The organism is Gluconobacter wancherniae NBRC 103581, assembly GCF_007988885.1.
In the GTDB taxonomy this organism is placed as follows: Bacteria; Pseudomonadota; Alphaproteobacteria; order Acetobacterales; family Acetobacteraceae; genus Gluconobacter; species Gluconobacter wancherniae.
In genome coordinates, this window is sequence record NZ_BJUZ01000001.1 from 553,982 (window position 1) to 580,283 (window position 26,302).

Below are 26,302 nucleotides of genomic sequence, written 5' to 3' on the forward strand. Positions count from 1 at the left end.
ATCATGACTTTTCAGGCTTTCGATACTTTCCCCAATACGACCAGTCGGCGTCTTGGAACTTCGTTCATTCTTCTGGCACTTTTCGCCGGGGTTCTGGGCGGATCGATGGCCCTTCCAGTCTTTCACATCCACCCGACGGCAGGGCAGTCGCTCTGCCACGGTGTGTTGATGACCTTCTTTGTAATTTGTCCGGCAGCGCTTGGCGGTTTTGGACAGTGGCTTTTACCTAAGGCACTGGGAACCAATAAGACCTCTTTGCCTGCCGCATCGCTTGCGGGCTTTGGCTTCCTTGCTTGCGGAGTCGTGCTGCTGCCCATCTTCCCGGCCGTAGGGCTTTTGATGTGGGCGTTGGGCGTGCTCTCGGTTGCAGTTGATATCGTTGCAACCATCCTCGAAGAGCGCCGAATTTCCTTCCGTGATGCTTCCCCTTTGGTATGGTCGTTCCTTGCAACTGCATCTGGTGCAGTCGTTACCGCAGCCGTTCTGGCGGCTCTGGTGACGAAGGGCTTGTATCGGGATGATGTGGTTGGCCTGAATGACCGTCTGGTGACGCTGCTGCATCTCCCGGAAACGGCGTTGATGCTCACCCCAGCTTTGGGGCTCGTCGCGGCTATTCTCCTCCGCCGTCCTGTCGCAGGGAGCTTGACCTGGCGGGTAGCACCCTATGTTTTTGGGACGATTGGTCTTGTTGGGCCACTTTTTTGGGCAGATAGCCTTTTTGGTGGGACCCCCAATTCCATGCTCCCCGCGATTGCCCTGCTGAGCCAGGCCCTGCCATGTGCCATGCTTCTTGCGGCGCTCTGCCGGGATATGTGGGTGGAGCGCGTTGAGCTTGATGGCGTTACGCCCTGGGCCTTTGGTGCTCTCGCGCTTTTTGCCTCGGGTTGGGCCTCAATGCTGTTTCCAGGGCAGGATATCGCTCACTCAGCCGCTGCCTTTGGAAGCATCATGGCGCTCTGTGGAGGCTTCTATGCCTGGCTTTCTTATCAATTGCCGAGCGTGTCGTTGCCTCGTGTTGGGAAGCTTCATGCGCTTCTGACGCTGGCTGGAAGCATCTGCTCTGTAGTGCCAGCACTCGCTGAAGTCGGCGGCCTTATCATGGGTCTGAGCCTGATCGGTTTCGCTGTACTCGGCGTGACGTTGATGAAAGAAGCTGGCCGCGTGCGGGTGTCGTCATGAGCGATACAGCTCCTCTGTCTCCTACGGGTATCTTCTCCATTGAAGGGCAGAATGGAGATGCTGGCATCAAAGATTGGCTGTCGCTGCTGAAGCCTCGGGTTATTTCGCTGGTCGTGTTTACGGGCGCTGCCGGGATGGCCGTGGCTCCGCGCTGGCCATCAATTCCCGTTGGTCTGGTAACGATCCTCTGCATCTGTTTTGGTGCGGGCGCCGCCGGTGCGATCAACATGTGGTATGACCGCGATATCGACGCGATCATGCGACGTACTAGTATTCGTCCCATTCCAGATGGGCGCATTCGCGAGCAGGGAGTGCTGGTATACGGCGTCGTGCTCTCGGTGCTGTCCGTTATTGTGCTGTGGCTGGCAACTAACGTTCTCGCTGCCGGGATTCTGGCGTTTTCAATTTTCTTCTACAGCGTCATCTACACGATGTGGCTCAAGCGCAGCACGCCGCAGAACATCGTGATTGGTGGTGCTGCGGGCGCATTTCCGCCAATGATTGGCTGGGCTGCATCCATGAATTCCCTCAGTGTGCTGCCGATTGCCATGTTCGCAATCGTCTTTTTGTGGACGCCTCCACATTTCTGGTCCTTGTCGCTGTATGCCTGCAAGGACTACGGAAAAGCAGGCATTCCGATGCTTCCGGTGGTGAAAGGTGCACGGCATACACGCTGGCAGATCCTGATCTATACTTTTATTCTGACGGCGGTTTCCCTGCTTCCGAGCTTCATGAAAGAGTGTGGCTGGACTTATACGGTCGTTACCAGCCTTCTCGATCTGGGCTTCATTCTGTGTGCTGTGCGTGTTCTGATGGACAAGCAGGATGAGGGGGGCGTGAGCCTTACAGCAGACAAGCCCGCGCGTTTCGCATTCCGCTATTCGCTGGCTTATCTCTTCTTACTGTTCTGTGGACTTCTTGTAGACCGGGTGCTGCTCGCATGACCGACATTGATCTGACTGCACGTCGGCGGCAGAGCCGTCTGGTTGGAATTGCAGGAGGGGTCATAGCCCTCACTGCAATTCTTTATGTTGTTGCTTTGTACAGGCTTTAACCGCCCTGCTGGATTGCTGAAAGCACCCAGTTACCGCGCCCGTCAGCCTTCAGGAAGGTCCAGAGCTCCGTGACTGTGGTGCGCTCTGTGGTGCTGCCGTCGATAACCTGACCCATCATGTCGGTTGTGACGTCAAACATCGAATAACGCATCGCGACGGTTGCATAGGTGAACGATCCTTCACGCCATGCTTCCGAGAGATCACCGCCCATGAATTGAACGCCCGAGACAACATTGCGGGCGCCTCGGCTGGCCAGATCCGAAAGCTGTTCATTGAAATAGCCAGCCATTTCTGGCGTTGCCATGTTTGACAGCGCACGCATGTCACGTGCGCTCCATGCCGCCTGAACATTCTGGAGGAGCATTTCGAACTCCTTGTAGTCCTGCGTGGTGAGCGAGACTGGACCTGCTCCAGCCCGTGCAAAGCCACTTCCCACTGGCCCACCCGCGTTGCCACGTCTGCCAAAGGCACGGATCAGGAATACGATCAGACCGCCGATGATGAGCACCTGGAACAGGAAGCCCAGAAACGATGTTCCCCCGCTCATGCCACCGAACATTCCATGTCCGCTCAGAATACCAAACAATCCGGCACCCAGCATGCCGCCCATAAAGCCCGTCATGAACGGATGTCGGCTCGGGAATGATGTGCCGTAGCGTGAGGCAGGGCGCCCATACATTGGGGGTACTGCAGGCCTGGGCTGTGCTGCGCCGAAGCCAGTATTGGGTGTTGCCGTGCGGTCCATTGGTCTCGCCCAGCTTGGCGTCATGGACGTCCGGGGAGGGGCGCTCCATGTGTGGGAGCCACGGCTACCCATGGACATTCCCTGACCCGGGCGCGCGTCAGCTGTGCCCAGAGTGCACAGAATGGCCAGAGCCAGAGGGAAAAAGCGGGTTTTGCGCATCAGATTCCTGCAATGCTCATGTCGTCAATGCGAACGCTCGGCGCGTTAACGCCCTGACAAAACTCAAGATCATTTCCCGCAATCATCCGCGCGAACATGTCCTTGAGGTTTCCAGCGATCGTCAGTTCAGCGACCGGTTCGGCAATCTGGCCGTCTCGGATCATGAAGCCCGATGCGCCCCGGCTGTAATCGCCTGTCAGCATGTTGACGGATGAGCCCATAAGTTCAGTAACAAGGATACCTTCACGGATATCGGAACGCAGATCATCCGGTGCAAGAGAGCCGGGAGCCAGGTGAAGGTTTGTAATACCGGGCGAAGGTGGAGACGAAACGCCACGGGAAGCCCGTCCGTTCGAGCGCATGCCGAGCTGGCGCGCACTGCGCGAGTCCAGAAGCCATGTCTGCAGGACGCCCTCTTCGATGAGGTTCATCCTGAGCGCGCTGCCCCCTTCAGCGTCGAAAGGGCGGGACCCTGTTCCACGAAGCCGACGAGGATCATCGATAACGTTGATTTCGCTCGAAAAAATTTTGTCCCCGAGCGAATCTTTCAGAAAGGATGTGCCCCGTGCGATTGCTGCACCGCTGATCGCTGAGGTCAGATGCCCTAGAAGGGAGGTCGAAACCCGTGGATCAAATATTACGGGATACGTACCGGTCCGGGGCTTCACCGGGTTCAGACGCCTGAGCGCACGCGTTGCCGCTTCACGCCCAATCTCGGCCGGACTGATGAGATCGCTCAGGAAAACCGTGCTGCGACCTGCATAGTCGCGCTGCATGTTTGCGCCTTCACCGGCCAGTACGCTGACGGCATTCGAATAGCTCGTGCGTGCATAACTTCCCAGAAAGCCGGCTGATGTGCCGAGCGCGATAACTGTTCGGCCAAACCCGGCAGAAGCGCCACTGCTGTTTGTAATGCCGTCAAAACCAAGAGCCGTTTCTTCGGCTTCACGAGCACGTGCCAGAAGCGCATCCATGTTCGGGGCCTGAGTGTCTTCAAGCTCCAGACCTGAAGCATCAAACACCCCGGACTGGGCATCGGGAGAAAGGCCGCCGAAGCGGTCTTCGGGCACAACCTGCGCCATGGCACATGCCTGTTCGGCCAAGCGGTCGAACTCACGTTCATCCATGACGCTGGTCGAAACAGTGGCGGCCCTTAGCCCACGAAAAACTCTCAAACCCAGAGCGACGCTCTCTGAGCGTTCGATTCCTTCTGGAACACCCTGCCGCACAAGAGCGGATTCTGATTCGTTGCGAACCAGAATAGCGTCAGCATGATCCGCACCATGGCGGCGTGCTGCTGCCAAAAGAGCTTCAACGTGGGCTGTTACAGTCATGCGGCAAGCCTTGCTGTGATGTCCTCTATGGATGGTAGGTTCTCGACAGGGCCAATCGCCGTGAATGTTGGGGTGCCGGAAAAGATGTCACGTGCAACGCGCAGGATGTCTGCTTCGGTAACGGCGTCGATGCGAGCCACTGTTTCCGCCGTCGGAATCGGACGCCCATGAACCTGAATCTGGCGAGAGAGCTGCTCGCAACGGCTGCCTGTGCTTTCCATCGACATCAGCAGAGAAGATTTTAGCTGAGCACGGGCACGAGCCATCTCTTCAGACGTGAGGCCATCTTGCAAGCGACGAAGCTCGTCGATCATAGCGGGAACAAGCTCTGCCGTCTGTTCGCCTCCAGTGCCCGCATACAGGCCGAACACACCACTGTCTCCAAAGGGGGAGGCAAACGAATAGACGCTATAGACCAGCCCGCGGCGTTCACGGATTTCCTGGAAAAGACGTGAAGACATTCCGCCGCCAAGAAGGGTCGAAAGGACCATGACGGGATAATGATCCGCAGAGCGGTAGCTTGCGGACGGAAAGCCCATGACGACATGCGCCTGATCCAGCTCTCGGGTGATGCGCAGATCTCCGCCTGAGTATACCGCTTCACGTGTGCGGGGTGTGTCATGTGTGGGGAGGTCTGCGAAGTGCTCTTTGACCAGTGCGACAACCGTTGCGTGGTCCAGATTTCCTGCCGCAGCAATAACGATGTTGCGCGTTGTATAGTGCTCACGCATGTAATTCATGAGCGTGTCACGCGTCATGCCCGAGACTAATGCTTCGGTCCCGAGTGTCGGGCGTCCCATGGGCTGATCGGGGTATGCCCGTTCCTGAAAATGATCGAAGATGATATCGTCTGGCGTGTCATTCGCCTGACCGATTTCCTGTAGGATCACGCCGCGTTCGCGCTCGATTTCTGCATCAAGAAACGTGCTGTGCGTCAGGATGTCGCCAATGATATCAACGCCAAGCGCAAGATCTTCCTTGAGAAGCTTGACGTAATATGCGGTCGTTTCGCGTGCCGTATAGGCGTTGATATAGCCGCCTACATTCTCGATTTCTTCAGCAATACGGGCGGCTGACCGGCGTGCCGTCCCTTTGAACGCCATGTGCTCCAGAAAGTGGGAGACGCCGTTGTCTTCTGCACGTTCATCGCGTGTGCCTGTCGAGACATAGGCACCGAATGATACAGTCTCCACGCGCTCCATGCGTTCGGTCACGATGGTGAGCCCGTTTTCGAGCTTGGTGAGTTCGATGGTTTCGGTCATGGGATCCCGTATGGTCGAGAAAAGTCAGGCCCCTTGAGATTGGGGGCCTGACACAGAACGCAAGTTTTTAGTTGCGTCGGATGTGAGCGCGGACTGCAGCCTGAAGGCCGGAAATTTCGCTGCTCATTGTGGTATAACGCTCTTCGCGCTCGAAAAGATCAGCAAGATGCGGAGGAAGTTCCGCACGAATCCCGGTCGCAGCGAAAACCGCATCCGGGAATTTGGCCGGATGTGCGGTCGCGGCAGCGACCATGGGTATACCCGCTTCCTTGAAACGCTTCCCTGCGGCGAGGCCGATGGCTGTATGCGGATCTGCGAGATACAGGCTCTCACTATAGAATTCGCGCATGGCGACACTCGTCTGGGTGTCATCCAGCGTCATTCCGTCAAAGACTTCCTTCATGCGCGTCCAGGCGTCATGAGGCACTGCCATGCGGCCTGTTTCGCGAAATTCACGCATGATCGCCGCGCAGCGTGTCGGGTTGCGATCGAGCATTTCGAACAGGAGGCGTTCGAAGTTGGAGGATACCTGAATATCCATCGACGGTGAGAGGCTCGGCTCAACCGCACGCATGCTCATGTCGTTGTCGAGCAGGAAGCGCGTCAGGATGTCGTTCCGGTTCGAACCGACGCAAAGGCGCTTGATGGGGAGGCCCATCTGGCGCGCGGCCCATGCCGCCAGAACATTGCCGAAATTGCCTGTTGGTACGGCAAAAGAAACTTCGCGGTCGGGGGCGCCAAGCGCAAGGGCTGCCCGGACATAGTATGGGATCTGTGCGGCGATGCGCGCCCAGTTGATGGAATTTACGGCAGAAAGTGAGACTTCGTCGCGGAATTCCTTGTCGGCGAACATGCCTTTGACAAGGTCCTGACAGGTATCGAAATCGCCTTCGACTGCAATATTGAGGATGTTCTCATCCAGAATAGTCGTCATCTGGCGGCGCTGTACGTCTGAAGTGCGCCCTTTGGGATGCAGGATTACGACTGAGAGGCGGTCTCGCCCACGACAGGCTTCGATAGCAGCAGAACCGGTATCACCTGACGTTGCGCCTACGATCGTGACGTGCCGATTCCGCTCGGTCAGCACATGGTCGAACAGACGACCTAGAAGCTGCATGGCCATGTCTTTGAAGGCAAGCGTCGGGCCGTGAAACAGCTCAAGCGCAAAAAGCCCTTCTTCCACTTCACAGAGCGGAGCGACGGCTGCGTGATCGAAGCCCGCATAGGCATCGCGGCACATTCCACGTAGCGTATCGCGATCTATGGCCCCTGCAGTGAAAGGCGCCATGACCTCCGCAGCCAAATCCGGATAAGAGAGCGAGCGCCACTCGCGAAGCGTCTGGGCGCTGATTTTCGGCCATGTCTCCGGCATGTAAAGGCCGCCATCTCCGGCGAGGCCAGCGAGAAGAATGTCGGAGAAGTTGGGTGCGTTGGCGGTCAGTTCACCGCGAGTAGATCGGTAGCGCATCCGAAGAGCATATCACGACATTTCACGGCAAGGCGATGCGCAGAATGTGCATACCGTCGCTCTCATTTGCCGCTGCGACCAATGTTTTTGCATCTGCGATCGTAATACCGACCGAACCAGCAAATCGCGGGTCCGTCAGGAGCTTGAGAGGAATGCGGTCACTGCCAAAGGACAGAAGGGCTTCGTTGGCCACATCAAGCATGAAAAAATGATTGTCGGAGGACAAAACCAGCCCACCGAGGGAAGGGGTGTCACGCCACTCCACGATCCCGTCGAGCTGTTCTACTGGCGAAAAATCGGGGTCTGTGAGCAGGGATGTATCGATACGATAGAGCGGGCCTGCAGGAGGCTGATAAAATAGCCACTGTCCCTTGGAATCGAGAACCAGCATCTGGACGTTACCGCCGGTTTTCGGAAGGTGATCTGGCCCGAGAATCGGGGCCCCAGCCCGGATGAAGGGTCTTCTTCCGGTCACCGAGGGGTCATAGCCAAGAAAGCGATGGCCAATTCCGGTTTTGAGATCAAGCACGCTCAGAGCAGGTGCGCCCTCGTCAGCGATGAACGCGTGACCGGCGTGTACCTGTAGTGCGGAGAGGTGGCTCTTTACATCCAGAAGCGTTTTGAGCGGGAGATGCTGAAGAATTTCGCCGCTATCCGAGATCTGAAGGAGTTCAGGCGTCGGTGCATTTGTAATGCCCCACAAGGAGTCCTGCTCCGACGTTAACAGGGCGAGTGCTGGTAAAGAGTCTTTGAGCGGCGACACTTTTCCATCACTGCCCACAGACATCAGGGCGCCCTGAGTGTTGAGGAGAAAGATTTTCCCGGAAGAATTCGTTGTCAGACTGCCTTGTATGGCACCTGATATCGGGGTGTCTGAAATGATACTCGCCGGGGAAGGGGCGTTCTGCCAGGGGCGGTCTGCGAATGCTGAGGGTGCGGCAAACATGAGCGCGCCCGTCAGCATGAGAGTGCAGGTAAGCCGGAAGGAAAGCTGCTTCATCATGCTTCCATCACATCGGCTTCCCCACGGATTTTGGCAAGTTTCCAGTGCGGATTTTAGAGCGGTGTGAGAATTTTCTTCTGTCTTGAACTGCGTGCGGCTTCTGATTTCCGCGCCAGCTCTTCCGTATGTCTCTGGTAATGAGACGGAGCAGGCTGTGGGTTATCAAGCCACGGGAGCTCTGAATACTGCGTTGGAAACAGGACCTCCGCGTGCATGAGCAGGGCTGCTTCAGCGGTCTGGCACTCAACTGACCATTTCTGATCTGGCATGCGCGCGATGTAGTAGCCCGCGTCGGTCTGCCGCACTTCGATTTGAAACGTTCTTGTGGTCATACCGCGACGAAAGGTCGCAAATACACGCCCGGGAATTGGGCCTGTTTTCTGTTCAAGATGCATGTTCAGGCACTTTTTCGAGCTTGAGAGGAGGTGCAATCTTAAGGTGGAATTGTGAACGCCTCGTGAACGAGAGGTAGAAAATTCCCATCTCGATATTTGTGTTGAAAGTGCTTGCTGGCTTTTGGGCGTCCATCGCGGCACGACAGGAAGAATGATCCAGAGCGTCCTTCCTGATCCGACTCCGGCTGCTTTCTCCCTGATGGAAAAAGGGGAGGTGCAGCAGGCTGAGGAAATATTCCGCAAGATCCTTGCGACGGAGGCATATCAGCCGGACGCTCTGCATGGGTTGGGATGTCTGGCTCGTATGAGAGGGCAGAACGGACTTGCCATAGGGCTGGTTGGAAAAGCCCTTCAGAATCAGGGTGTTCCCTTCGCACGAAGAGCGCGGATGCATATTACGCTCGGACTCGCCTTGCTTGGGGAAGGCCATGCAGAACCTGCCCGTGCAGCGCTTTCGGTAGCGCGGGCGCTTCAACCAGAGGACCCCAGCGCTCATGTTGCGCTCGCAGATGCACTGATTGCACTCGGACGTAGGGATGATGCGGTGTTTGCGCTGCATGCTGCCAAGCGAGTCGCTTTAGATGATGCTCTGATACGGACACGGTTGGGCCAGATGGCGTTTGAGCGTGGAAAGCTTGATGACGCGGCTGCCGAGTTCCGCCATGTCGTGGCGAAACTTCCGTTTGATGGCCCAGCGCATGCAAATCTGGGGGCCGTACTTTTTACGGCAAACGCACTTGATGAAGCGCGCGATGTTCTTCTTCAGGCCGTCGCATGTGGCGCGGTTTCGCCTCAGACATTCAATAATCTTGGTCTTGTTCAGATGGCTCTCGGGGATCTTCCGAGCGCTCGTGCCTCGCTGGAGCGCGCCCATGATGATGCATCAGATGATTTGCGAATCGCTGGAAATCTGGGGACTGTCCTGAGTGAACTTGGAGAAACTGAGGCTGCCTCCAGCATTTTCGAGCGGATCGCGATCGCATCACCTGAAAGTGCCGAGGGCGCGATGGCTGTATTTAACCGCAGCACCATTATGCTCGGACGAGGGCAGTTTTACGAGGGATGGAAGGCCTTTGAGGCACGGAGAAATCTTTTAGCGCCGGGCCGTTCTGCGAGTGCCATTTGGGATGGAAGTGCAGGGAATTCGCCTATCACAATTGTTGCAGAGCAGGGGCTGGGCGACATGGTCCAGTTTCTGCGCTTCCTGCCCTTGGCAGCACAAAGGCAACCTCTGAGGATTCGTTTTCCAGAGGGTACACAGGATCTGGTTTCGAGAGTTATTGGGCTGGACGAGTCGTGCCTGCAACCTTCGAACGGAAGCGCAGATGCAGAAATCAGCCTGCTCAGCCTACCGTTCGTCATGGGGCTGAATGAGGCTCCGGCGAAAGCTCCATATCTGCGGGTCAGCACGCTTCCGGAGCCGGATTTGGTTGGGCTGACGTGGTCTGGAAACCCGACCTACCGTTTTGACAGGCGGCGGTCTGTAGACGTGAAGCTTTTGAAGATTCTGAAGGATATTCCCGGCTTGCGTTTTCTCGGGCTACAGCGCGGCGACATTCCAGACTGGATGGAGAAACCGTCGGACATTGAAACGGTGGGCGGTCTTGCTGATGCCGTCGGGCGATGTGCGCTTGTGATTAGTGTGGATACGCTTGTTGCACACCTTGCCGGAGCGGTTGGGCGTCCCCTGTGGCTGCTGAACCGGTTTGGTGGAGATTGGCGTTGGAAGGACGTCTCCTGGTACGAAAACGTCCTTCAGTTCAGGCCGCAGGCCCCATCACCACCGGCAGAAAGCTGGCCCGACGTGATTGAAGAACTGGCCGTGGCGCTTAGGCGGTGGTCTGAGCAGGGGTCTGGTTCGGGTCTGTGATCAGGGATGTCAGAAGCGCGGAGCGAATCTGGCTCAGACGATTGGGGTCTGTAATTTTCATGCCCAGAAGATCGCGCACGTAGAACACGTCAACAGCGCGCATTCCGTATGTGGTGATGTGTGCGGATGATATTTGCAGGGACTGACGGTTGAGGGCGGACGTCACGTCATGCAGAAGGCCGGGGCGGTCACGCCCATTCACTTCAATGACGGTGTGGCGCTCCGAAGCTGCGTTATCAATCACCACACGCGGCGGGACGTGAATGGCGCGCATCCGCCGTGATGCGCTGTGGTGAGACGCCTCTGCTATGCCTTTTTCCAGATCCAGACGACCCGACAGCGCTTGTTCGACCAGGCGGTTCAGGCGGCTGAGCTGATGGGGTTCTTCAAACGAACAACCGTCAGAATCCTGCACCCAGAAAGTATCGAGTGCCATTCCGTCGCTGAGCGTATGAATGCGGGCATCAACGATCGAGGCTCCGGCAACCGCAAGTGCGCCCGCGATCTGGGAAAAAAGCCCCGGATGATCGGCGCAGAGAACCGTAATTTCTGTCACGCCCCGGTCTGGCAGAGGGAGTGCTTCTACGGTTACGGGGGAGAGGTAGCGATCTGAATCATGCACGAGGCGCGCATGGCGCATGTGGGTGTCGGTGTCGAAACCCAGCCAGTAGCTTGGATATCCCAGCTCCAGAAAATGAGAAATGCTCGTGGAGGGAAGAACGGAACTCAGGCCGTCGCGGGCAAGTTCGCGGGCATGATTGACGCGAACATCGCGCTCCGTAGCGGCAAGTCCGCCTTCAAGAACTTCTGCAACGCGGGAAAAAAGCTCACGAAGCAGCGTGGCTTTCCACGCATTCCAAACCTTGGGGCTGACGGCGCGCATATCCGCGATTGTGAGCAGAAGCAGAAGGCGAAGGCGCTCGGGGGACTGAATGGTGTCTGCGAGATCAAGGATCGTTCTGGGATCGTCAATATCGCGGGTGAAAGCTGTGTGTGACAGGAGCAGGTGATGCAGCACCAGCCAAGAAACGGTGTCTGTTTCCTCGTTGTCGAGACCAAGTTGGGGACAGATTTCGAGGGCCAGATCAGCACCGATTTCTGAATGATCGCCACCACGCCCCTTGCCAATATCATGCAGGAGTACCGCGACATATAGAGCGCGACGTGACCTGAGATCGCGGGCGAGATTGTAAGCCAGCGGAATTTCGTCCGCCATTTGCCCGGCCTCGATTTGCCCCATCATCCTCACAGCTTCGATGATGTGCTCATCGACTGTATAGATATGATAGCTGTCGAACTGCATCTGGCCCACGACACGTGACCAGTCTGGCAAAAGTCGGCCGATCAGGCCTGTCTCGTTGAGAATGGGGAGCCAGAACGGGACGACGCGGTTTGGATCTGCGCTGGGTTCGCACAGTAGATCCAGAAAAATTCTTGCTGTTTCCGGATCGTTTCGCAGGCTGATGGCGTGCCGTTCATTGCGGATGATTTGCTGGACCGCAAAGGGGTGCAGCTCAATATCCATCCGTCGTGCGCAATCGAGAAGCTGAAACATCGCACGAGGGTTAGTCGCGAAATTTACGGGCTCCACGGGACGCAGGCGCCCGGCCTGACGTTCGAAATTTTCCGGGCCCGGAATAGCAGGAGGCTGTGTGCCCGTTGCCTGATCCTGAAGGTGTAGCAGCACCACGGGCTGAAGGACGTGCGTCAGGCGCATGACGTCTCGCGCCGTGAGAAAATAGTGGCGCATGAAGCGCTCTACGCCGCGTTGTCTGCCGTGAGAGGCATACCCCATCCTGCCGCCAATCACGGGCTGAACGTCGAACGTCAGTCGTTCCTCGGCGCGACCGGTGATGTAGTGAAGGTGAAGGCGTACGGTCCAGAGAAATTCCCACGCACGGCGGGCACGGTTGGTTTCACGCTCAGTCAGGAGCCCGAATGATGCAAAGGATGGCGTGGGCGGCGGGCTTGCCGTGCCGGAAACCGCACATCCGAGGGCCGCACGTCCCATCCAGTTCAGCGTCTGGAGGTCACGGATTGCACCGCGCCCTTCCTTGATGTTCGGCTCAACCATATAGGGATTGTCGCCAAAGCGGCCATGACGGCGCTGTCTTTCGTCAATTTTCCCTTTGATGAACTGGCAAAGCGTATCGTTCTGGAGATCGTTGCCCAGAATAGTGCGCAGTTCACGTGCGAGGGAGAGGTCTCCGCTTATGGGGCGCAGATCCAGCAGCGCCGTGCGGATGGTAATGTCGGACGCTGCGTCCTTGAGGCATGTCGTGATGGAACGTGTGGCGTGGCCAACGCGCAACCCCAGATCCCATAGCGCATAGAGAATGTATTCGATCCTGGCCGTCATGGCGGTAGACGGAGCTTCCGGGATCAGGAAGAGAATGTCGATATCACTGAACGGCGCCAGAAGCCCCGCACCATAGCCGCCCGTTGCGCACAGACAGAGGGGTTCCTCTGTTGCGTCCTCCTGGCTGGCGGAGAGACTGAACAGCGCCGATACGATTTCATCCGCTACAGCCGCCAGTGCGCGTGCGGCTGCAACTCCTGGCAATTTGCGGCGTTCAAACCCATGGCGGATTTCGGCATGGCCCGCGCCAAGATGGCGGCGCAGAATCGTGAGTGCTGTCTCGCGGGCAGGCGCGCCCTTGGCTGAGACGGCGTCAATGGCCGATTGCAGTGACGGGGCCATGGCAATTTGATTGGACAGGGGCTTATCCGTTATCGGCTTCGTGGATGGGGAAATGATCTTCGCTCCGGATGCACGTTCTGTTCAAGTGCTACTTTCGGGAAGAATGCGTTTCAGTTCGTATAGTGCTGCCAATGCCTCACGTGGAGAGAGTTCGTCGGGCTTGAGGGCGCTCACTGCGTTGACCAGATCCATGGACGATGCGTTCTCGGAAAGAGCTGATTCCGTTACGTCTGATCCGTCTACAATAGCATCAAAAAGCGGCAAGGAGGCGCGCGCATGCGCCTGTTCTTTTTCAAAACTTGTTAGCAGCTTTGAGGCACGATTGACGACGGAAGTCGGGATTCCCGCAAGTTTTGCTACATGCAGGCCCCAGCTTTTGCGAGCGGCCCCCGGACGCACCTCGTGCTGGAAGATGACTTCCCCACGCCATTCCTTCACAGCCATGGTGTAGGCCGCCAGACGCGGTAGAAATTCCACAAGCGCGCCTAACTCGTGAAAGTGGGTTGCAAAGATCGTGCGGGAGCCAAGCTGTGTATGCAGAGCTTCCAGCGTTGCCCAGGCTATCGACAGACCATCCAGCGTTGCTGTGCCACGGCCGATTTCATCAACAACGACCAGCGATCTCGGGCCAGCCTGATTGAGGATTGCGGCGGTTTCGGTCATCTCGACCATGAAGGTTGACCTACCCCGGGCGAGATCATCTGCCCCGCCGACGCGGGAGAACAGACGGTCCACAATCCCGATGCGGGCTTTTTTTGCAGGGACGGGCAGGCCCGCCTGCGCCAGAATAACCGCAAGCGCTGTCTGTCGCAGAAAGGTGGATTTACCGGCCATGTTGGGCCCGGTCAGTAGCATCGCACGATGTTCAGGCGGGAGAGCGCAGTCATTGGGAATGAAACGCGCTTCGGGATTTCCTGCTTCCGCAATGGCTGCTTCAACGACCGGATGTCGGCAGGATATCAGCTCGAATTCGGTGCCATCCGTTACTTCCGGCCGACACCACTCGCCACCCTCGGCCAGTCGTGCGCACCCCAGCAGCACGTCTGCGAGCGCAAGATATTCCGCAACTTCGTCAAGTGCCGGCGTGGAAAGGATATGGCTGCATAGCTCGGAGAAAATGCGTTTTTCGAGTGTGGAAGCCTTGTCGGCAGCCTCGAGAATGGCGCGATCAAGGTCGGCCAGTTCGTCGTTTGAAAAACGCGCCAGACTGGCCGTGCCCTGACGGAATGCCAGTTCGGGTTTGTCGCGCAGTTTGGTGCCTGCCGCCGATGGCACCTCAATGACATATCCCAGTTGGGCGTGATGGCGAATCTTGAGGTTGGAAATCCCGTATTGCTCGGACAGGCGTACCTGAAGAGCTGCGACGATACGCCGGCTTTCGTCTCGGAGATTGCGGAAATGGTCGAGCTCAGGGTCAAATCCCGGAGCGATGACGCCGCCATCTTCGATCTTCGGCGGAAGGTCAGGCGCAAGAGCAGCCTTGAGGCGATCCAGCAGCGAGTCCGCACGGCCATACAGACCTGCAACCAAAGCCCGGATAAGGGGTGGTGTTTTCGTATCACAGACTGGCTGAAGCAGGGCTGTGAAATCATTCGCTGCGATTAGCGTATCGCGGATGGACGCGAGGTCACGTGGCTGGCCGCGCCCGCTTGAAATGCGCCCGAGTGCGCGTGCCGGATCTGGCGTGCGTTTGAGAATGTCGGACACTGAGCCGCACAGCCCCGGAACGTCCAGAAGCCAGACCCAGGCCGCCTGACGTTCTACGATTTCAGAGGCGTCTGTGCTCGGGGAAGCCAGCCACTGTGAAAGAAGGCGCGATCCTGCTGCCGTGACGGTGCGCGAAACGGCACCAAACAGGCTGTATTTTGTCTCGCCGTCGCGTGTCCGCAAAACATCGAGGCTGGCACGTGTGGCCGGATCAATGCCGAGAACGCCACTGATACCCTGCGGAACGGGACGGCTCAGACGGGGAAGGGCGCCAGCCTGACTGCGTTGCACGTATGAAAGCGCCATTGCACAGGCGATGGCCTGCTCATCCGGGAAGTCACCCAGTGCGTCCACCTGTGCGACGCCATATGCGCGTGCGACCAGCGATCGGGCTGTTTCGGCGGTTGGTGACGATGGTACGGGGGCGAGGCGTGCTGCGTGATCAGGGGGAATCAGATCTGGGTCTGCGAGAATTTCGGCTGCATCCAGACGCGCCAAAAGTTCTTCAAGCGCTGTCGCCTGTACGGATGTGGTTTCGAATGCGCCTGTGGAGATATCGATCCAAGCAGCACCGATCATGGTCGAACGTTTCTGGCCGTTATGCGCTATGGCGAGCAAAAGGTTGGCGCGTCCGGCTTCGAGTAGTTCGTCTTCAGTCAATGTGCCGGGAGATACGACCCGGACGATCGCGCGTGAAAGCGGGCCTTTCTGGCCTTTCTGCGGGGTCTGTGTCTGCTCGGCAACGGCCACGCGAAAGCCCCGCCGGATCAGGCGCGAAAGATAGGCAGGGGCTGCGGCGACCGGCACACCGCACATGGGGATGGGCTCGCCATTATGGTTGCCGCGTGCGGTCAGGGCGATATCCAGTGCCATGGCCGCGGCCTGGGCATCGCCGAAGAACAACTCGTAGAAATCGCCCATGCGGAAGAACAGAAGCGCTTCGGGCTCCTGATTTTTGAGGTCAAACCACTGCGCCATTGATGGTGTGGCATTGGCGGCTGAGGGCAGGGGCATGAACGAGCCGATGGGTCAGATCTCCGAATATATTAATGAGGGCGCGAAACCTAACCTGTTGGCGCCCTGCTGTGAACCTTCTTAGGAATTTGCTCGATCAGATGTTTTTGCGTCGGCGGTTCAGGCGTGCCTGAAATGCGCTTGCCACATCGCGAATGCGCACCACACCCAACGCATCAAGCGTAATGCCATAAACCAGCGCCCCAAACGTGATGAGCCCGCCTAGCATCAGGACGCGCCACAGGGCGCGCCAGAAAATGATGTCAGGAGCTACGAGATGCTGTGCCGCTGCGACCCAGAGGGCCATCATGATGGAGGCGGCAGTGATCCGCAGCGCCCGTCCGAGCATGGCTGGATCCGGGAGGAATACGCCTCTGCGATAAAGGATGGCAGCCAGAATTAGCACGTTGACGATAGCGGCAATCGCACTCGCCAGAGGCGGTCCGACATGGGCAAGTTGCCGGTATAGAAGTAGGTTCAGCCCAAGGTTGAGGGCAAGAGTCACGAACCCGATCTTCACGGGCGTGGCAGTGTCGCCTTCTGCAAAGAAACCGGGAGATAGCACTTTGATCAGAACGAAAGCTGGTAATCCGACGGCATAGGCCCGCAATGACTGTGATGAGTGCCAGACATCCATGGGCGTGAAATGGCCATACCCGAAAAGAGCGGACATGATGGCAGGAGCGAGTGCCAAAAGGCCAAGAGCTGCTGGTAGCGTGAGCAGAAGCGCGTAATTGGTGGCTCTGTTCAGGCTGGCCTGCATGTTGTCGCGGTCATTATTGGCAGCATGACGTGTGAGAAGCGGAAGTAGCGTCGTTCCTGCTGCGGCGCCGAGAACGCCCAGAGGAAGCTGGTTTACGCGATCTGCAAAATAGAGCCACGAAACCGAGCCCTGCGGGAGGTATGTCGAAATGACAGTATCAACCGTAAGGTTGAGCTGCGTCACGCCAGAGCCAACAAGCCCGGGCCCCATCCGGCGCAGCAGACGGTGCATGTCTTTTGAGAAGGTCGGGCGGACGAAATGCGGTGCAATGCCTGCACGTTTGGCGGCCCAGAGAAGAGCGCCCAGCTGAACGAAGCCGGAGATGGTAATGCCCCAGGCACTTGCAACGGCCGTCTGATGCCAAATCAATGCGCCGCACAGAACCGCGATGATGCCCACGATATTGAATGTGACGTAGGCCGCAGCGGCTGCGCTGAAACGATGCAGGCCGTTAAGCATTCCGGAGACAAGGGCCGCTGCACAGATCAGCACCATGTATGGGAAGGTTATTCTGGTGAGGCTTACGGCAATCTCGAACGTGTCGTTCGCCTTGTGGGTGAAACCTGAGCCGATAATCCGGATGACAAAGGGCATGAAGATTTCGCCCAGTACCGTCAGGATGACGAGCCATGCGATCAGGCTGGAGAGCGCCTGACCGGCGAATCGCAATGCTGATGCTTTGCCTTCTGTTTCGTATTTGGCCGTAAACATCGGCACAAATGCCGCGTTGAACGCGCCTTCGCCAAAAAGACGGCGAAACATGTTGGGCAGGCGGAAGGCGACCTGATACGCGTCCTGTACGGCGCCTGCGCCGAGAAAAGCAGCCAGAAGCTGGTCACGAATAAGGCCCAGAACACGCGAAAGCATGGTCCAGCCACCAACAGTCAGGAGATTACGCAGCATCCCCTGATCCTAGCGCAGGACATGCTCCAGAAACATATCCTCAGACGTGGAACGCGCAGATTTTAGTGCAGAATGGTTTCCGCGCTCTGGCGCCGGTCCACTTTTGTGCTGGCAAGCATGGTTGGACGAACTGCAGCAAGCCCTACGCAGAGCAAAACGATTTCAAGCGTTAGCATGGCGCTGGCCCAGAATGCGCCAGGAAGGCCGAGGAAAAAGGAGACGTGATGCGCAACCCAAGGCGTCAAGACACCAAGTGCCGCGACGGTAAGCAGTGGGATCATTACGCTGGTTAGTGAGTTTTTCATGACGTGGTCTCCTGTCACTGTCACGGTATCTGTTTTGAGGCTGGAATGTAAAAGGGTGGTGCGTCAAGAAAAAAACGAACTTCATACAACGGGCGCGACACAACTTTGTATGATGTCTCTATGAAAGCTGCCTCGACGTCCCACGAAATCGCAGAGCTGCACCGCAGGCTGGAGCGCCTGCACAGGCTGGCCTGGTGGCTTAATTCAGCGGCGAAGCTGCCTGGTATCCGTACACGGATCGGCCTTGATACACTCCTGGGCCTGGTGCCCGGTGGCGGAGACCTCGTTGGCGCGGGGCTGTCGCTCTATATTGTCTGGGAAGGGCACAGACTGGGCGTGGACCGGGCGACTGTTCTGAAAATGCTTGTAAATGTTGGCGTGGAGTGCGCGGTTGGCATTGTGCCGGTTCTGGGAGACATTTTCGACACGGTGTTCAAGGCTGACCTGCGCAACATCGCCCTGATGGAGCAGGCAATTCAGCGCCGTGCTCCACGGCGGACTACCTATCCAGAATAACGCGATGGACAGCTTCGACGACGCCTGCTGAGTCCGGGCGCGCAAGGGGTGTGAACCAGCGCACCAGCTTTCCCTCCCTGTCGATCAGATATTTGTAGAAATTCCAGCGTGGGCGGGAGAGAAAGCCGCCCTCATGAGCCAGCCAGCGGAACAGGGGGATGGCATCGCCGCCCTTGACTGTTTCTTTGGCGGTCATGGGAAAGCCCACGCCGTAATTGCGACTGCAGAACGTGCCGATTTCCTTAGCGGAGCCGGGTTCCTGCTTGCCGAAGTCGTTGCTGGGAATGCCGATAACCACCAGCCCATCCGGGTCATTGCGCCCGAATGTTGCCCATAGGTGCTGCAGACCTTCGTATTGTGGTGTGAAGCCGCATTTTGAAGCGGTATTCACGATCAGGAGCGGACGACCACGCCAGGCGGAAAAATCGAGCGTTCCACCTTCAAGTCCGGGAAGGCTGAAATCATAGGCACAGGTCATCGGGGTCTCCCTTCACGCTTGGCACACTCTAGGAAATTGTAACGCAGCGGGCGAGGGGCGTGCTGCCTCTTTGCTCAAGAAATTTCTTCTCCTACTGGACATGTCGCTTTCGCACAGACACCCTGATCGTTTCATTTGGTGAGGAGTTTACGCGGTGATCCTGCGCGTCGTGATCGGCATGGTCGGTCTTCTGTTGGTTGGCGCGCTGTTTTCACAGGATCGCCGTCGCATCCAATGGGGAATGGCTGGTCGTGCACTTTTGGTGCAGGTCCTGATCGCGGGACTTGTGCTCTGGGTGCCAGCGGGTGCGCGCGGTCTGCATGCGATTTCCGATGGTGTGACGCATATTCTTTCATATGGCGATGCGGGCATTTCATTTCTGTTCGGTGGCCTCGTCGGACCCAGAATGGATACGCTGTTCGGGGGCGGAGCATTTGTCTTCGCCCTGAAAGTCCTACCCCAGATCGTCTATGTTTCTGCTCTGCTCGCGCTCTTGCAATACTGGGGTGTAATGCATGCCCTTTCACGGATCATTGGCGGTGCGGTGGCGAAGGTTCTGGGCACAAGCCGCATCGAATCATTCTCTGCGGTCCTGACGATTTTTCTGGGCCAGAGCGAGATGCCGATTGCGCTGCAGAGCTGCCTTGCAGGCCTCACGGATGCGGAACTGTTTACTGTTCTGTGTAGCGGCACCTCGTCCATCGCAGGATCTGTGCTGGCGGGGTATGCATCGCTGGGTGTGCCAATGGAGAATCTTCTTGCGGCGTCTGCCATGGCCATTCCGGGTGGTCTGCTGTTTGCTCGAATTCTTTTTCCGGGAGATCGCCCGGCTGAAACGCAGATTGCACCAGCCGACAAGGAACATCACAGCATGTTCGAAGCCATTTCGGCTGGCGCGCTGAATGGCGTTCGCATCGCTGTTGCAGTTGGTGCGGTGCTTATCGCTTTTGTCGGCCTGATCGCGCTTGGCAATGGGCTTCTGGGTCTTGCCGGGCTTTCCGTTCCGCAATTACTCGGATTTGCGATGGCGCCTTTTGCGTGGCTGCTGGGTGTGCCCTGGGCAGAATGCATTACGGCAGGAGGGTTGCTGGGTCAGAAAATCGCGTTCAACGAATTCGTGGCATATGTGAGCTTATCGCCCATGATCCATGCGCATACGCTCTCCCCTCGGACCATAACGATCATGTCGTTTGCTCTTTGCGGCTTTGCGAATATTTCGACCATCGGAATTCTGATCGGCGCATTTGGCAGTACTGCACCAGCGCGCCGTGGAGATATCGCGCGTCTCGCCTCGCGCGCTGTTCTGGCAGGGACGCTCTCCAATGCCATGAGTGCCGTGATTGCAGGATTGTTCCTCGCGGCCTGAAATCAGGCTGCCTGGGCTGTGTCTTCTTCCAGGCAGGCGCGTATGATCATGGCCTGTGTGGTTGGAAGCTCGATAATCCGCTCTGGACGTTGCGAGAAGAACGTCTCAAACGCACGCTTTACACCCGGAATTATCGAGTAATCATGCGTCAGAATGATCCCGCCAGAGACCATGCGTGGGTAGAAAAATTCAAGCCCCGCCAGGGTGGCATCATGCAGATCCACATCGAGGTGGACGAATGAAAACCTAAGATCTTCTAGGCCAGCTGTCGTGTCTGGGAAAAAGCCCTTGTGATAGAAAACACCTGTCTCGCCATTGAGAACCTCGCGAACATATTTTAGCGTTCCAGAAAACTGGCCTTTCTGAAACACGCGCCCATCCTGACTTTCGCACCCGGAGGGTAATCCTTCGAATGTATCGAAAAGGTGTAACTCTCTGGTGCCTTTCACTGCGCAGATGAGGGCGGCAGATGCGCCCCTATAGACGCCAAACTCTGCAAACGATCCGCACAGAACGGATTGTGCGTGTGCAATCTCGTGGAGCGTAAAGGCTTCGTCAGAACTCAGGAGCGAATGGCCCCGTCTGGCGCAGTCACGGACCCTACGTACGGACTCTGGCTGCTTGTGCCCTGCCAGAAGGGCAAGCTGGATGGCGTTCTGAACGCCGAATGTGAGTTTTCTGGCAATGCGATTACTGCCAATAAACCTTCGCATTCGCTCGTTTCTCATCCACATGACGAAGCATTACTCGAGAGTTGGGGGGCGGTCCAGAAGGAGATTTCGCGCTTCGGCTGGGCTGAACTCTCCGGCGAGCAGGCGGGCTACGGTTTCGATGATGGGGGTGTCCACATTGTGATTGCGAGCCAGCGCCAGAATCGCCGGTGCTGTCGTCACGCCTTCTGCAACGGTGCTGCGTTCTGCTAGAATATTGGCGAGCTTTCTGCCCGCACCCAGCTCAAGCCCCAAGCTGTAATTTCGTGAGCTGGCGCCTGTGCAGGTCAGGATCAGATCTCCAACACCAGACAATCCTGCAATAGTTGAAGCCTTTCCACCGATTGCTTCTGCGAGGCGGCCGATCTCCACGACCGCACGGGTAATCAGGGCCGCGCGGGCATTTTCTCCAAGGCCCGCGCCAATGGCGATACCGGTGCCAATCGCGATGACATTTTTCGCCGCACCTGCGAGTTGCACGCCAGTAGGGTCGCCACTTGCGTATAGTCTTAGCGAAGTCGTATTGAGCTTCGCTGCGAGCGTGCGAGCCAGTTCCAGATCCCGTGCAGCCAATGTCGCAGCGGCGGGGAGACCATGCGCAACTTCAATTGCGAAATTAGGCCCTGACAGAACCGCCGTCGGCCGACCGGGCATTGTCTGGGCAAGAATTTCCAGTGGAAGGAGGCTGGTTTTGCTCTCCAGTCCCTTACAGCAAACAATCACTGGAATGCCGGTCGCAAGCGCTGCTTCCAGCCTTGTAGAGACGTTCCGCAGCGTCTGTGTGGGTACTACGATCAGCGCTATGTCAGCATTCGCGGGCATGGCGCCCGTAATGTGAATATTGTCTGGCAAGGTGACATCTGGAAGGCGCGGTAGGATGCGCACACCCTCTGCGACGGGCGTACGCATCCAGAGCAGGACTTCAGCAGCGACACCGGCGCAGCAGCAGGCAAGGGCCGTGCCCCAAGCGCCGGCTCCGATAACGGCAATGGAGGGGCTTTTCATGTCATTCCTCTGCAAGGCGCTCTATCCTGATGTCCAACTCTTCATGGGTGCCATCCAGGCCGTCACGTAATCCTGTCAGGATTGCCCGGGCATCTTCGTCAAACCCCCAGGGCGCATTGACCACAAGCACGCCACAGCCATTCAGGCGTGTGGCATCAAGGGGAGGGCGAAGCAGGAATTCATATGTCGTGATATCGCGGATGCCCGCGTTGATCAGGGTATCGTGGAAAGTACGTACCGGCGCACGATGTTTTATCGGGTACCATATGGCGATCGTGGCAGCACGAAAGCGGGAGCGGATTAACGAAACAGCTTCTGCACAGCGTTCGAAATCATCGCGCTTTTCAAAGGGCGGATCGATCAGGACCAGGCCGCGCTTCAGATCCTTTGGGGGCAGAAGCGCCCGCAGAGCTTCGTATCCATCACGATGATGAATTGCGACCTGCGGATCGGCCCTGAACAGCCGACGCAGGGGGCGCACATCCTCCGGGTGAAGTTCACACGCTACAAGGCGATCCTGCGGCCTAAGCGCATGGCGGGTAATCAGAGGTGATCCGGGGTAGAGCCCAAGTGCTCGGACCGTAGAAAGATAGTCACTCAATGCTGGCGACAGTTCTACCTGATCGAGCAGGCGCCCGATGCCATCATGCCATTCACCCGTCTTGAGGGCCTCTTCCCCGGAAAGATCATACCTGCCGCATCCCGCATGCGTGTCGAGCACACAAAAACCCGCGTCTTTACGGGAAAGAATACGGATGAGACTCAGAAGAAGCGCGTGTTTGACGCAGTCGGCAAAATTTCCGGCGTGATAGGCGTGGCGATAGTTCACTCTGGCGGGGCCTCGTTAGTCTGTCTGGCGGGGAAAAGGGAGGTGTTATCAGGCCGGATCGCTGACGGAAGCGCGGAATGCTGTGCGTTCGGAAAGTGGCCAGCGTGGGCGCGGTGCCGTGGGTATGTCGTCTGGATGATCGCCCTGATGAAGGCGCTCAAGCGCTGCCCAGCCGACCATGACGGCATTGTCGGTGCAAAGCCGTAGAGGTGGAGCGAGGAATGGAATTCCGTGAGCATGGGCCACACCCTCGAGGCATGAACGTAGTGTAGCGTTCGCTGCTACGCCACCCGCGACCACGAGCGCTGTGGATGCGGGGGCCATCTCCAATGCATGTTCCGCACGATCTTTCATGACGTCCGCCACTGCGCGCTGAAAAGATGCTGCTATGTCGGCGGCGATATTGCGGGGAAGGGCGCCTGATCCGAAAGGTTCGATCAACCGCGATACTGCCGTTTTCAGCCCTGAAAAAGAAAAATCACAACCCGCACGTCCCTTCAGAGGGCGGGGAAGATCGTATGAGTCATCCCGGCCGTCTTTCGCTAGCTTTTCCAGAGCCGGGCCACCGGGCCAGCCGAGACCAAGCATCTTGGCAACCTTATCAAAGGCCTCGCCTGCCGCGTCATCTATGGTTCCGCCCAAGCGGACGTATTGGCCCGCATCTTTCACTGAGACGCACTGACAATGGCCACCTGAAACCAGCATTGTCAGATAAGGAAACTGTAGATCCCCTTCAAGCTCTGGCAGGCGAGGGGTCAGGGTGTGGGCCTCGATGTGATTGATCGCCATGAAGGGGCGGCCCATCGCGATCGCAAGGCCCTTTGCGTAGGAGCTTCCCACAATCAGGCCACCGATCAGGCCCGGTCCTGTTGTGGCTGCAAAAATATCGATGTCCGAGAGCGTAAGGTCAGCCTTTTGCAGAACCGAAGATACGATGGCCGGGAGTGCATCCAGATGCGCGCGGGCTGCTATTTCCGGGACGACGCCGCCCAGTTTTGCATGGTCTTTCTGGGAAAGGACCTCTTCCGCCAAAATCCGTCCATCATAGGCGAGAATGGCGCAGGCCGTATCGTCGCAGGAGGTTTCGATAGCGAGAAGCGGGCGGAGGGTGGGCGTGTCAGACATGCCGCCATTATGGCCGAGTCTGTCGTATCATGACAGCCCCGTGGGAATGGAGTAGGACTACCGCTCATGAACGTTTCCGTCATGTCTTCGGATGCTCTCCAGAAGGCCGCCGCTGAGGCAGTTCGGCGCTCCCATGCCGCCGAGCAGTCCCCCCGCCGCAAGCTTCCGCTTCGTGTCGGCACAAGAGCCTCTCCGCTGGCTCTCGTACAGACGCGTAATTTTCTTACGCGCCTGACGCGCTTTTGCCCTGTCCTGCGCGATATGGGTGCTTTCCAGGAGCACCAGATCAGCACCGAAGGAGATCGTAATCTCGTTCAGCGTCTGGCAGAGATCGGCGGAAAAGGCCTTTTTTCCAAGGAAATCCACGAGGCACTCAGTGCTGGCAGAATCGATTTTGCGGTTCACAGCCTCAAGGATCTTGAGACGAATCTACCGCCCGGTCTGGTTCTGGCCTGCACCCTGAAGCGCGAAGATGCCCGCGATGCGCTGATTCTGCGGGACCGGACGGTAAAGCTTGATCCGGCTGATCCTTATGCCTGTCTGCCTGAGGGGGCACTGGTTGGATGCGCATCCGTGCGCCGTCAGGCACAGATGCTCAATCGTCGCCCTGATCTCAGATTCTGCTTGTTGCGCGGAAACGTCCAGACCCGTCTGGACAAGCTGCGTGCAGGAGCATGCGATGCAACACTTCTGGCGCTTGCAGGTCTGAGACGTCTTGGCATGGAAGATCGTGTGGACGTGGTGATCGACCCGTCCCAGATGCTGCCAGCTTCGGGGCAGGGCATTGTGGGCGTGACGGTTCGTGAGAGTGATATCGACCTGCGAGAACTCCTTTCTGCGATTGAAGATCCCGAAGCCCGTGCTGTTGCAACAGCCGAGCGCGCTCTTCTGGCGGAACTTGATGGTTCATGCCGCACTCCGATCGGTGGGTATGCGCGTATGGATGGCAGTGAACTTCATCTGAGCGGCCTTGTTGCCAGTGAGGATGGAAAATTCCTGCTGCGTCGTGAAATCCGCGGTGCGCCGTTGGATGCCGCACGAATGGGGTATGAACTTGCAGTAGAACTGCGCCGGGATACGCCAGAGGCAATTTTTGCTGAGATCAGACGTCCCTGAAAATGAAGCGATCCGTTCTTGTCACCCGGCCCTTGCCTGGGCTGACCAGAACGGCTGATGCTGTTGAGGCACAGGGTTGGCAGGCGATTGCCTGCCCGATGTTGCGTATCGAGCTTTTTGCACCACTGCCTGTGCTGGATGTGGATGCCATCGCAATTACCAGCGCAAATGCCATTCCTGCCCTTTCCGTTCAGCCCCGTGAGCGTCGGATATTCGCTGTTGGTTCTGTTACCGCAGATGCAGCACGTGATGCCGGGTTTCTGCATGTAGAGACGGCGGATGGAAACGCTGTGTCTCTGGCGGAGTTGTGTCGCGCGCGTGGGGTTACAGGACCACGTCTTTTTCTTGCTTGCGGACACGGCTATGGGCGCGAATGGGCCCGTGATCTCCGGGCTTCGCGCGATGAGGTGTATCGCGTGGAGAAAGCAGGGGCTTTAAGTAAGCAGGCTCTGGACGCATTGATCCACCAAAACGTGGAAGCCGTATTGTTTTATTCAGGTGAGACGGCTGCTGCCTTCATGGCTGCCTGTGAGGGCGCTCCGGGCATCAGGCTTGCGGCGGTCCGGGCACTGTGTCTCTCGGAGGCCATTGCTGCGCGCCTCAGCAAAAAGGAGTGGCGCGCAGTTGAGTGGCCCGATCCGCTTGAGCGGCTCGGGCATTTCGAACTGTAAGAAGATCAGGCTTCGCCAGCTGGTTCCGGGAACTGCTGCGCGCGCTTGGCCTGCCACAGTGCCACGAAGTCGATCGGCTGCAGAACGACTGGCGGGAAGCCGCCATCACGTGTGACGTCGCTGACGATCGCGCGGACATATGGGAAGATGAGGCGCGGGACTTCAACAAGCAGGATCGGCTCGACTAGCTCCTGAGGTGCGTCGCCGAGTGTGACGATGGCAGCATAGGTCAGCTCGGCAATGAATACCGTGCGGCCAGCCTGGCCACCTTCCTGTTCTGGCGGCTCAACAGCTTCTGCGCGGACAGCAAGAGCGACTTCGAAAACAGGAGCCTGTTCTTCGAGGCGATTTGCCTGAACGTCGATGTTGACGGAAATCTGCGGAGCGGTGCGCAGGGATGCAAAAATTGCTGCTCCAGCTGGAACCTCGAAGGAAAGATCCTTCGTGTACTGCAGGTTAACGGACAGGGGCATTGGCGGCGGATTGCCTTCGAGGCCTGCTGTATCGTTGGCGGGAGCGTTGTTTTCAGACATGACGGTCTCCGTGTCCGCAGGAACTTGCGAACGTCGATGGAACGGTTGTGATGACTCGGCGGTAGCATGATGTTTATCAGCCGCCAAGAC

At 57.7% G+C, this 26,302-nt stretch carries 23 protein-coding genes; 7 read left to right on the forward strand and 16 right to left on the reverse strand.

Features of this window, described 5'->3' with window-relative positions; translation table 11 throughout:
- The first annotated feature begins 3 nt into the window (after positions 1–3).
- Together GWA01_RS02535 and GWA01_RS02540 are read left to right on the forward strand one after the other, a co-directional pair.
- Positions 4–1,179, forward strand: coding sequence for a cbb3-type cytochrome c oxidase subunit I (locus GWA01_RS02535; protein WP_146793703.1), 1,176 nt, complete (start codon positions 4–6; stop codon positions 1,177–1,179).
- Positions 1,176–2,123, forward strand: coding sequence for a heme o synthase (locus GWA01_RS02540; RefSeq protein ID WP_146793705.1), 948 nt, complete (start codon positions 1,176–1,178; stop codon positions 2,121–2,123). Before GWA01_RS02535 ends, GWA01_RS02540 begins: the two co-directional genes overlap by 4 nt.
- A gap of 106 nt (positions 2,124–2,229) precedes the next feature.
- Here GWA01_RS02540 and GWA01_RS02545 read toward each other — a convergent pair whose 3' ends face one another.
- The 6 genes from GWA01_RS02545 to GWA01_RS02570 all read right to left on the reverse strand — a co-directional run bounded on the left by GWA01_RS02545 (position 2,230) and on the right by GWA01_RS02570 (position 8,600).
- A complete protein-coding gene (locus GWA01_RS02545; RefSeq protein WP_146793707.1) occupies positions 2,230–3,138 on the reverse strand; it encodes a Tim44 domain-containing protein in 909 nt (302 codons plus the stop codon).
- Positions 3,138–4,472: a TldD/PmbA family protein gene (locus tag GWA01_RS02550; RefSeq protein WP_146793709.1), complete on the reverse strand. Its 1,335-nt coding sequence runs from the start codon at positions 4,470–4,472 to the stop codon at positions 3,138–3,140. The genes GWA01_RS02545 and GWA01_RS02550 overlap by 1 nt, the downstream gene beginning before the upstream one ends.
- On the reverse strand, positions 4,469–5,734 hold the full coding sequence (locus tag GWA01_RS02555; RefSeq protein ID WP_146793711.1) for a M16 family metallopeptidase: 1,266 nt from the start codon (positions 5,732–5,734) through the stop codon (positions 4,469–4,471). The genes GWA01_RS02550 and GWA01_RS02555 overlap by 4 nt, the downstream gene beginning before the upstream one ends.
- 67 nt (positions 5,735–5,801) lie before the next feature.
- Positions 5,802–7,202 carry a threonine synthase gene (gene thrC, locus GWA01_RS02560; protein WP_146793713.1) on the reverse strand — a complete coding sequence of 467 codons (1,401 nt, stop codon included), beginning with the start codon at positions 7,200–7,202 and terminating at the stop codon, positions 5,802–5,804.
- Positions 7,203–7,224: 22 nt separating this feature from the next.
- The gene (locus GWA01_RS02565; RefSeq protein WP_146793715.1) at positions 7,225–8,205 is read right to left on the reverse strand and encodes an NHL repeat-containing protein; all 981 of its coding nucleotides are present in this window, start codon (positions 8,203–8,205) and stop codon (positions 7,225–7,227) included.
- A gap of 53 nt (positions 8,206–8,258) precedes the next feature.
- Positions 8,259–8,600 (reverse strand): hypothetical protein, encoded by a 342-nt coding sequence (locus GWA01_RS02570; RefSeq protein WP_146793717.1) that lies wholly within the window; start codon positions 8,598–8,600, stop codon positions 8,259–8,261.
- Between the two features lie 151 nt (positions 8,601–8,751).
- Between GWA01_RS02570 and GWA01_RS02575 the strand changes: the two genes are divergently transcribed.
- On the forward strand, positions 8,752–10,470 hold the full coding sequence (locus tag GWA01_RS02575; protein WP_228118291.1) for a tetratricopeptide repeat protein: 1,719 nt from the start codon (positions 8,752–8,754) through the stop codon (positions 10,468–10,470).
- On the opposite strand, the gene GWA01_RS02580 is transcribed toward GWA01_RS02575, so the two are convergent.
- The 4 genes from GWA01_RS02580 to GWA01_RS02595 all read right to left on the reverse strand — a co-directional run bounded on the left by GWA01_RS02580 (position 10,430) and on the right by GWA01_RS02595 (position 17,863).
- Positions 10,430–13,171 (reverse strand): [protein-PII] uridylyltransferase, encoded by a 2,742-nt coding sequence (locus tag GWA01_RS02580; protein WP_146793719.1) that lies wholly within the window; start codon positions 13,169–13,171, stop codon positions 10,430–10,432. The two genes, GWA01_RS02575 and GWA01_RS02580, sit on opposite strands and share 41 nt — an antisense overlap.
- Positions 13,172–13,252: 81 nt before the next feature.
- Positions 13,253–15,892, reverse strand: a complete 2,640-nt coding sequence (mutS, locus tag GWA01_RS02585) for a DNA mismatch repair protein MutS (protein WP_146793721.1) — start codon at positions 15,890–15,892, stop codon at positions 13,253–13,255.
- A gap of 97 nt (positions 15,893–15,989) precedes the next feature.
- Positions 15,990–17,558, reverse strand: coding sequence for a murein biosynthesis integral membrane protein MurJ (gene murJ / locus GWA01_RS02590; protein ID WP_146793723.1), 1,569 nt, complete (start codon positions 17,556–17,558; stop codon positions 15,990–15,992).
- 62 nt (positions 17,559–17,620) lie between these two features.
- The gene (locus GWA01_RS02595) at positions 17,621–17,863 is read right to left on the reverse strand and encodes a hypothetical protein (protein ID WP_146793725.1); all 243 of its coding nucleotides are present in this window, start codon (positions 17,861–17,863) and stop codon (positions 17,621–17,623) included.
- Positions 17,864–17,983: 120 nt separating this feature from the next.
- Between GWA01_RS02595 and GWA01_RS02600 the strand changes: the two genes are divergently transcribed.
- Positions 17,984–18,379, forward strand: coding sequence for a DUF4112 domain-containing protein (locus tag GWA01_RS02600; RefSeq protein WP_146793727.1), 396 nt, complete (start codon positions 17,984–17,986; stop codon positions 18,377–18,379).
- Here the strand turns inward: GWA01_RS02600 and GWA01_RS02605 are convergent.
- Positions 18,363–18,857 carry a glutathione peroxidase gene (locus GWA01_RS02605; RefSeq protein WP_146793729.1) on the reverse strand — a complete coding sequence of 165 codons (495 nt, stop codon included), beginning with the start codon at positions 18,855–18,857 and terminating at the stop codon, positions 18,363–18,365. The genes GWA01_RS02600 and GWA01_RS02605 overlap by 17 nt on opposite strands.
- 154 nt (positions 18,858–19,011) lie before the next feature.
- Here GWA01_RS02605 and GWA01_RS02610 point away from each other — a divergent pair, with 154 nt between their 5' ends.
- Positions 19,012–20,223: a NupC/NupG family nucleoside CNT transporter gene (locus GWA01_RS02610; protein WP_229316006.1), complete on the forward strand. Its 1,212-nt coding sequence runs from the start codon at positions 19,012–19,014 to the stop codon at positions 20,221–20,223.
- 2 nt (positions 20,224–20,225) lie between these two features.
- Here the strand turns inward: GWA01_RS02610 and GWA01_RS02615 are convergent, their stop codons facing one another.
- From GWA01_RS02615 to tsaD, 4 genes are read right to left on the reverse strand one after another with little or no spacing between them, the layout of a single operon-like run.
- A complete protein-coding gene (locus tag GWA01_RS02615; protein ID WP_186819432.1) occupies positions 20,226–20,936 on the reverse strand; it encodes a TylF/MycF/NovP-related O-methyltransferase in 711 nt (236 codons plus the stop codon).
- A 30-nt stretch (positions 20,937–20,966) separates the two neighbouring features.
- Positions 20,967–21,938 carry an NAD(P)H-dependent glycerol-3-phosphate dehydrogenase gene (locus GWA01_RS02620; protein ID WP_146793733.1) on the reverse strand — a complete coding sequence of 324 codons (972 nt, stop codon included), beginning with the start codon at positions 21,936–21,938 and terminating at the stop codon, positions 20,967–20,969.
- Position 21,939: 1 nt separating this feature from the next.
- A complete protein-coding gene (locus tag GWA01_RS02625) occupies positions 21,940–22,767 on the reverse strand; it encodes a 23S rRNA (adenine(2030)-N(6))-methyltransferase RlmJ (RefSeq protein WP_146793735.1) in 828 nt (275 codons plus the stop codon).
- A gap of 48 nt (positions 22,768–22,815) precedes the next feature.
- Positions 22,816–23,892 (reverse strand): tRNA (adenosine(37)-N6)-threonylcarbamoyltransferase complex transferase subunit TsaD, encoded by a 1,077-nt coding sequence (gene tsaD / locus GWA01_RS02630; RefSeq protein WP_146793737.1) that lies wholly within the window; start codon positions 23,890–23,892, stop codon positions 22,816–22,818.
- A 66-nt stretch (positions 23,893–23,958) separates the two neighbouring features.
- Between tsaD and hemC the strand changes: the two genes are divergently transcribed.
- On the forward strand, positions 23,959–25,008 hold the full coding sequence (hemC, locus tag GWA01_RS02635; RefSeq protein ID WP_146793739.1) for a hydroxymethylbilane synthase: 1,050 nt from the start codon (positions 23,959–23,961) through the stop codon (positions 25,006–25,008).
- Between the two features lie 2 nt (positions 25,009–25,010).
- On the forward strand, positions 25,011–25,679 hold the full coding sequence (locus GWA01_RS02640; RefSeq protein WP_146793742.1) for a uroporphyrinogen-III synthase: 669 nt from the start codon (positions 25,011–25,013) through the stop codon (positions 25,677–25,679).
- 5 nt (positions 25,680–25,684) lie between these two features.
- On the opposite strand, the gene secB is transcribed toward GWA01_RS02640, so the two are convergent.
- Entirely contained in the window at positions 25,685–26,212 is a 528-nt protein-coding gene (gene secB, locus GWA01_RS02645; protein WP_146793745.1) for a protein-export chaperone SecB, read from the reverse strand.
- Positions 26,213–26,302 lie beyond the last annotated feature (90 nt).

Bases quoted from the DNA above. Each gene is read 5' to 3' on its own strand.
- GWA01_RS02535 (WP_146793703.1), top strand. From the start codon at position 4: ATGACTTTTCAGGCTTTCGATACTTTCCCCAATACGACCAGTCGGCGT.
- GWA01_RS02540 (WP_146793705.1), top strand. From the start codon at position 1,176: ATGAGCGATACAGCTCCTCTGTCTCCTACGGGTATCTTCTCCATTGAA.
- GWA01_RS02545 (WP_146793707.1), bottom strand. From the start codon at position 3,138: ATGCGCAAAACCCGCTTTTTCCCTCTGGCTCTGGCCATTCTGTGCACT.
- GWA01_RS02550 (WP_146793709.1), bottom strand. From the start codon at position 4,472: ATGACTGTAACAGCCCACGTTGAAGCTCTTTTGGCAGCAGCACGCCGC.
- GWA01_RS02555 (WP_146793711.1), bottom strand. From the start codon at position 5,734: ATGACCGAAACCATCGAACTCACCAAGCTCGAAAACGGGCTCACCATC.
- thrC (WP_146793713.1), bottom strand. From the start codon at position 7,202: ATGCGCTACCGATCTACTCGCGGTGAACTGACCGCCAACGCACCCAAC.
- GWA01_RS02565 (WP_146793715.1), bottom strand. From the start codon at position 8,205: ATGATGAAGCAGCTTTCCTTCCGGCTTACCTGCACTCTCATGCTGACG.
- GWA01_RS02570 (WP_146793717.1), bottom strand. From the start codon at position 8,600: ATGCATCTTGAACAGAAAACAGGCCCAATTCCCGGGCGTGTATTTGCG.
- GWA01_RS02575 (WP_228118291.1), top strand. From the start codon at position 8,752: ATGATCCAGAGCGTCCTTCCTGATCCGACTCCGGCTGCTTTCTCCCTG.
- GWA01_RS02580 (WP_146793719.1), bottom strand. From the start codon at position 13,171: ATGGCCCCGTCACTGCAATCGGCCATTGACGCCGTCTCAGCCAAGGGC.
- mutS (WP_146793721.1), bottom strand. From the start codon at position 15,892: ATGCCCCTGCCCTCAGCCGCCAATGCCACACCATCAATGGCGCAGTGG.
- murJ (WP_146793723.1), bottom strand. From the start codon at position 17,558: ATGCTGCGTAATCTCCTGACTGTTGGTGGCTGGACCATGCTTTCGCGT.
- GWA01_RS02595 (WP_146793725.1), bottom strand. From the start codon at position 17,863: ATGAAAAACTCACTAACCAGCGTAATGATCCCACTGCTTACCGTCGCG.
- GWA01_RS02600 (WP_146793727.1), top strand. From the start codon at position 17,984: ATGAAAGCTGCCTCGACGTCCCACGAAATCGCAGAGCTGCACCGCAGG.
- GWA01_RS02605 (WP_146793729.1), bottom strand. From the start codon at position 18,857: ATGACCTGTGCCTATGATTTCAGCCTTCCCGGACTTGAAGGTGGAACG.
- GWA01_RS02615 (WP_186819432.1), bottom strand. From the start codon at position 20,936: ATGCGAAGGTTTATTGGCAGTAATCGCATTGCCAGAAAACTCACATTC.
- GWA01_RS02620 (WP_146793733.1), bottom strand. From the start codon at position 21,938: ATGAAAAGCCCCTCCATTGCCGTTATCGGAGCCGGCGCTTGGGGCACG.
- tsaD (WP_146793737.1), bottom strand. From the start codon at position 23,892: ATGTCTGACACGCCCACCCTCCGCCCGCTTCTCGCTATCGAAACCTCC.
- hemC (WP_146793739.1), top strand. From the start codon at position 23,959: ATGAACGTTTCCGTCATGTCTTCGGATGCTCTCCAGAAGGCCGCCGCT.
- GWA01_RS02640 (WP_146793742.1), top strand. From the start codon at position 25,011: ATGAAGCGATCCGTTCTTGTCACCCGGCCCTTGCCTGGGCTGACCAGA.
- secB (WP_146793745.1), bottom strand. From the start codon at position 26,212: ATGTCTGAAAACAACGCTCCCGCCAACGATACAGCAGGCCTCGAAGGC.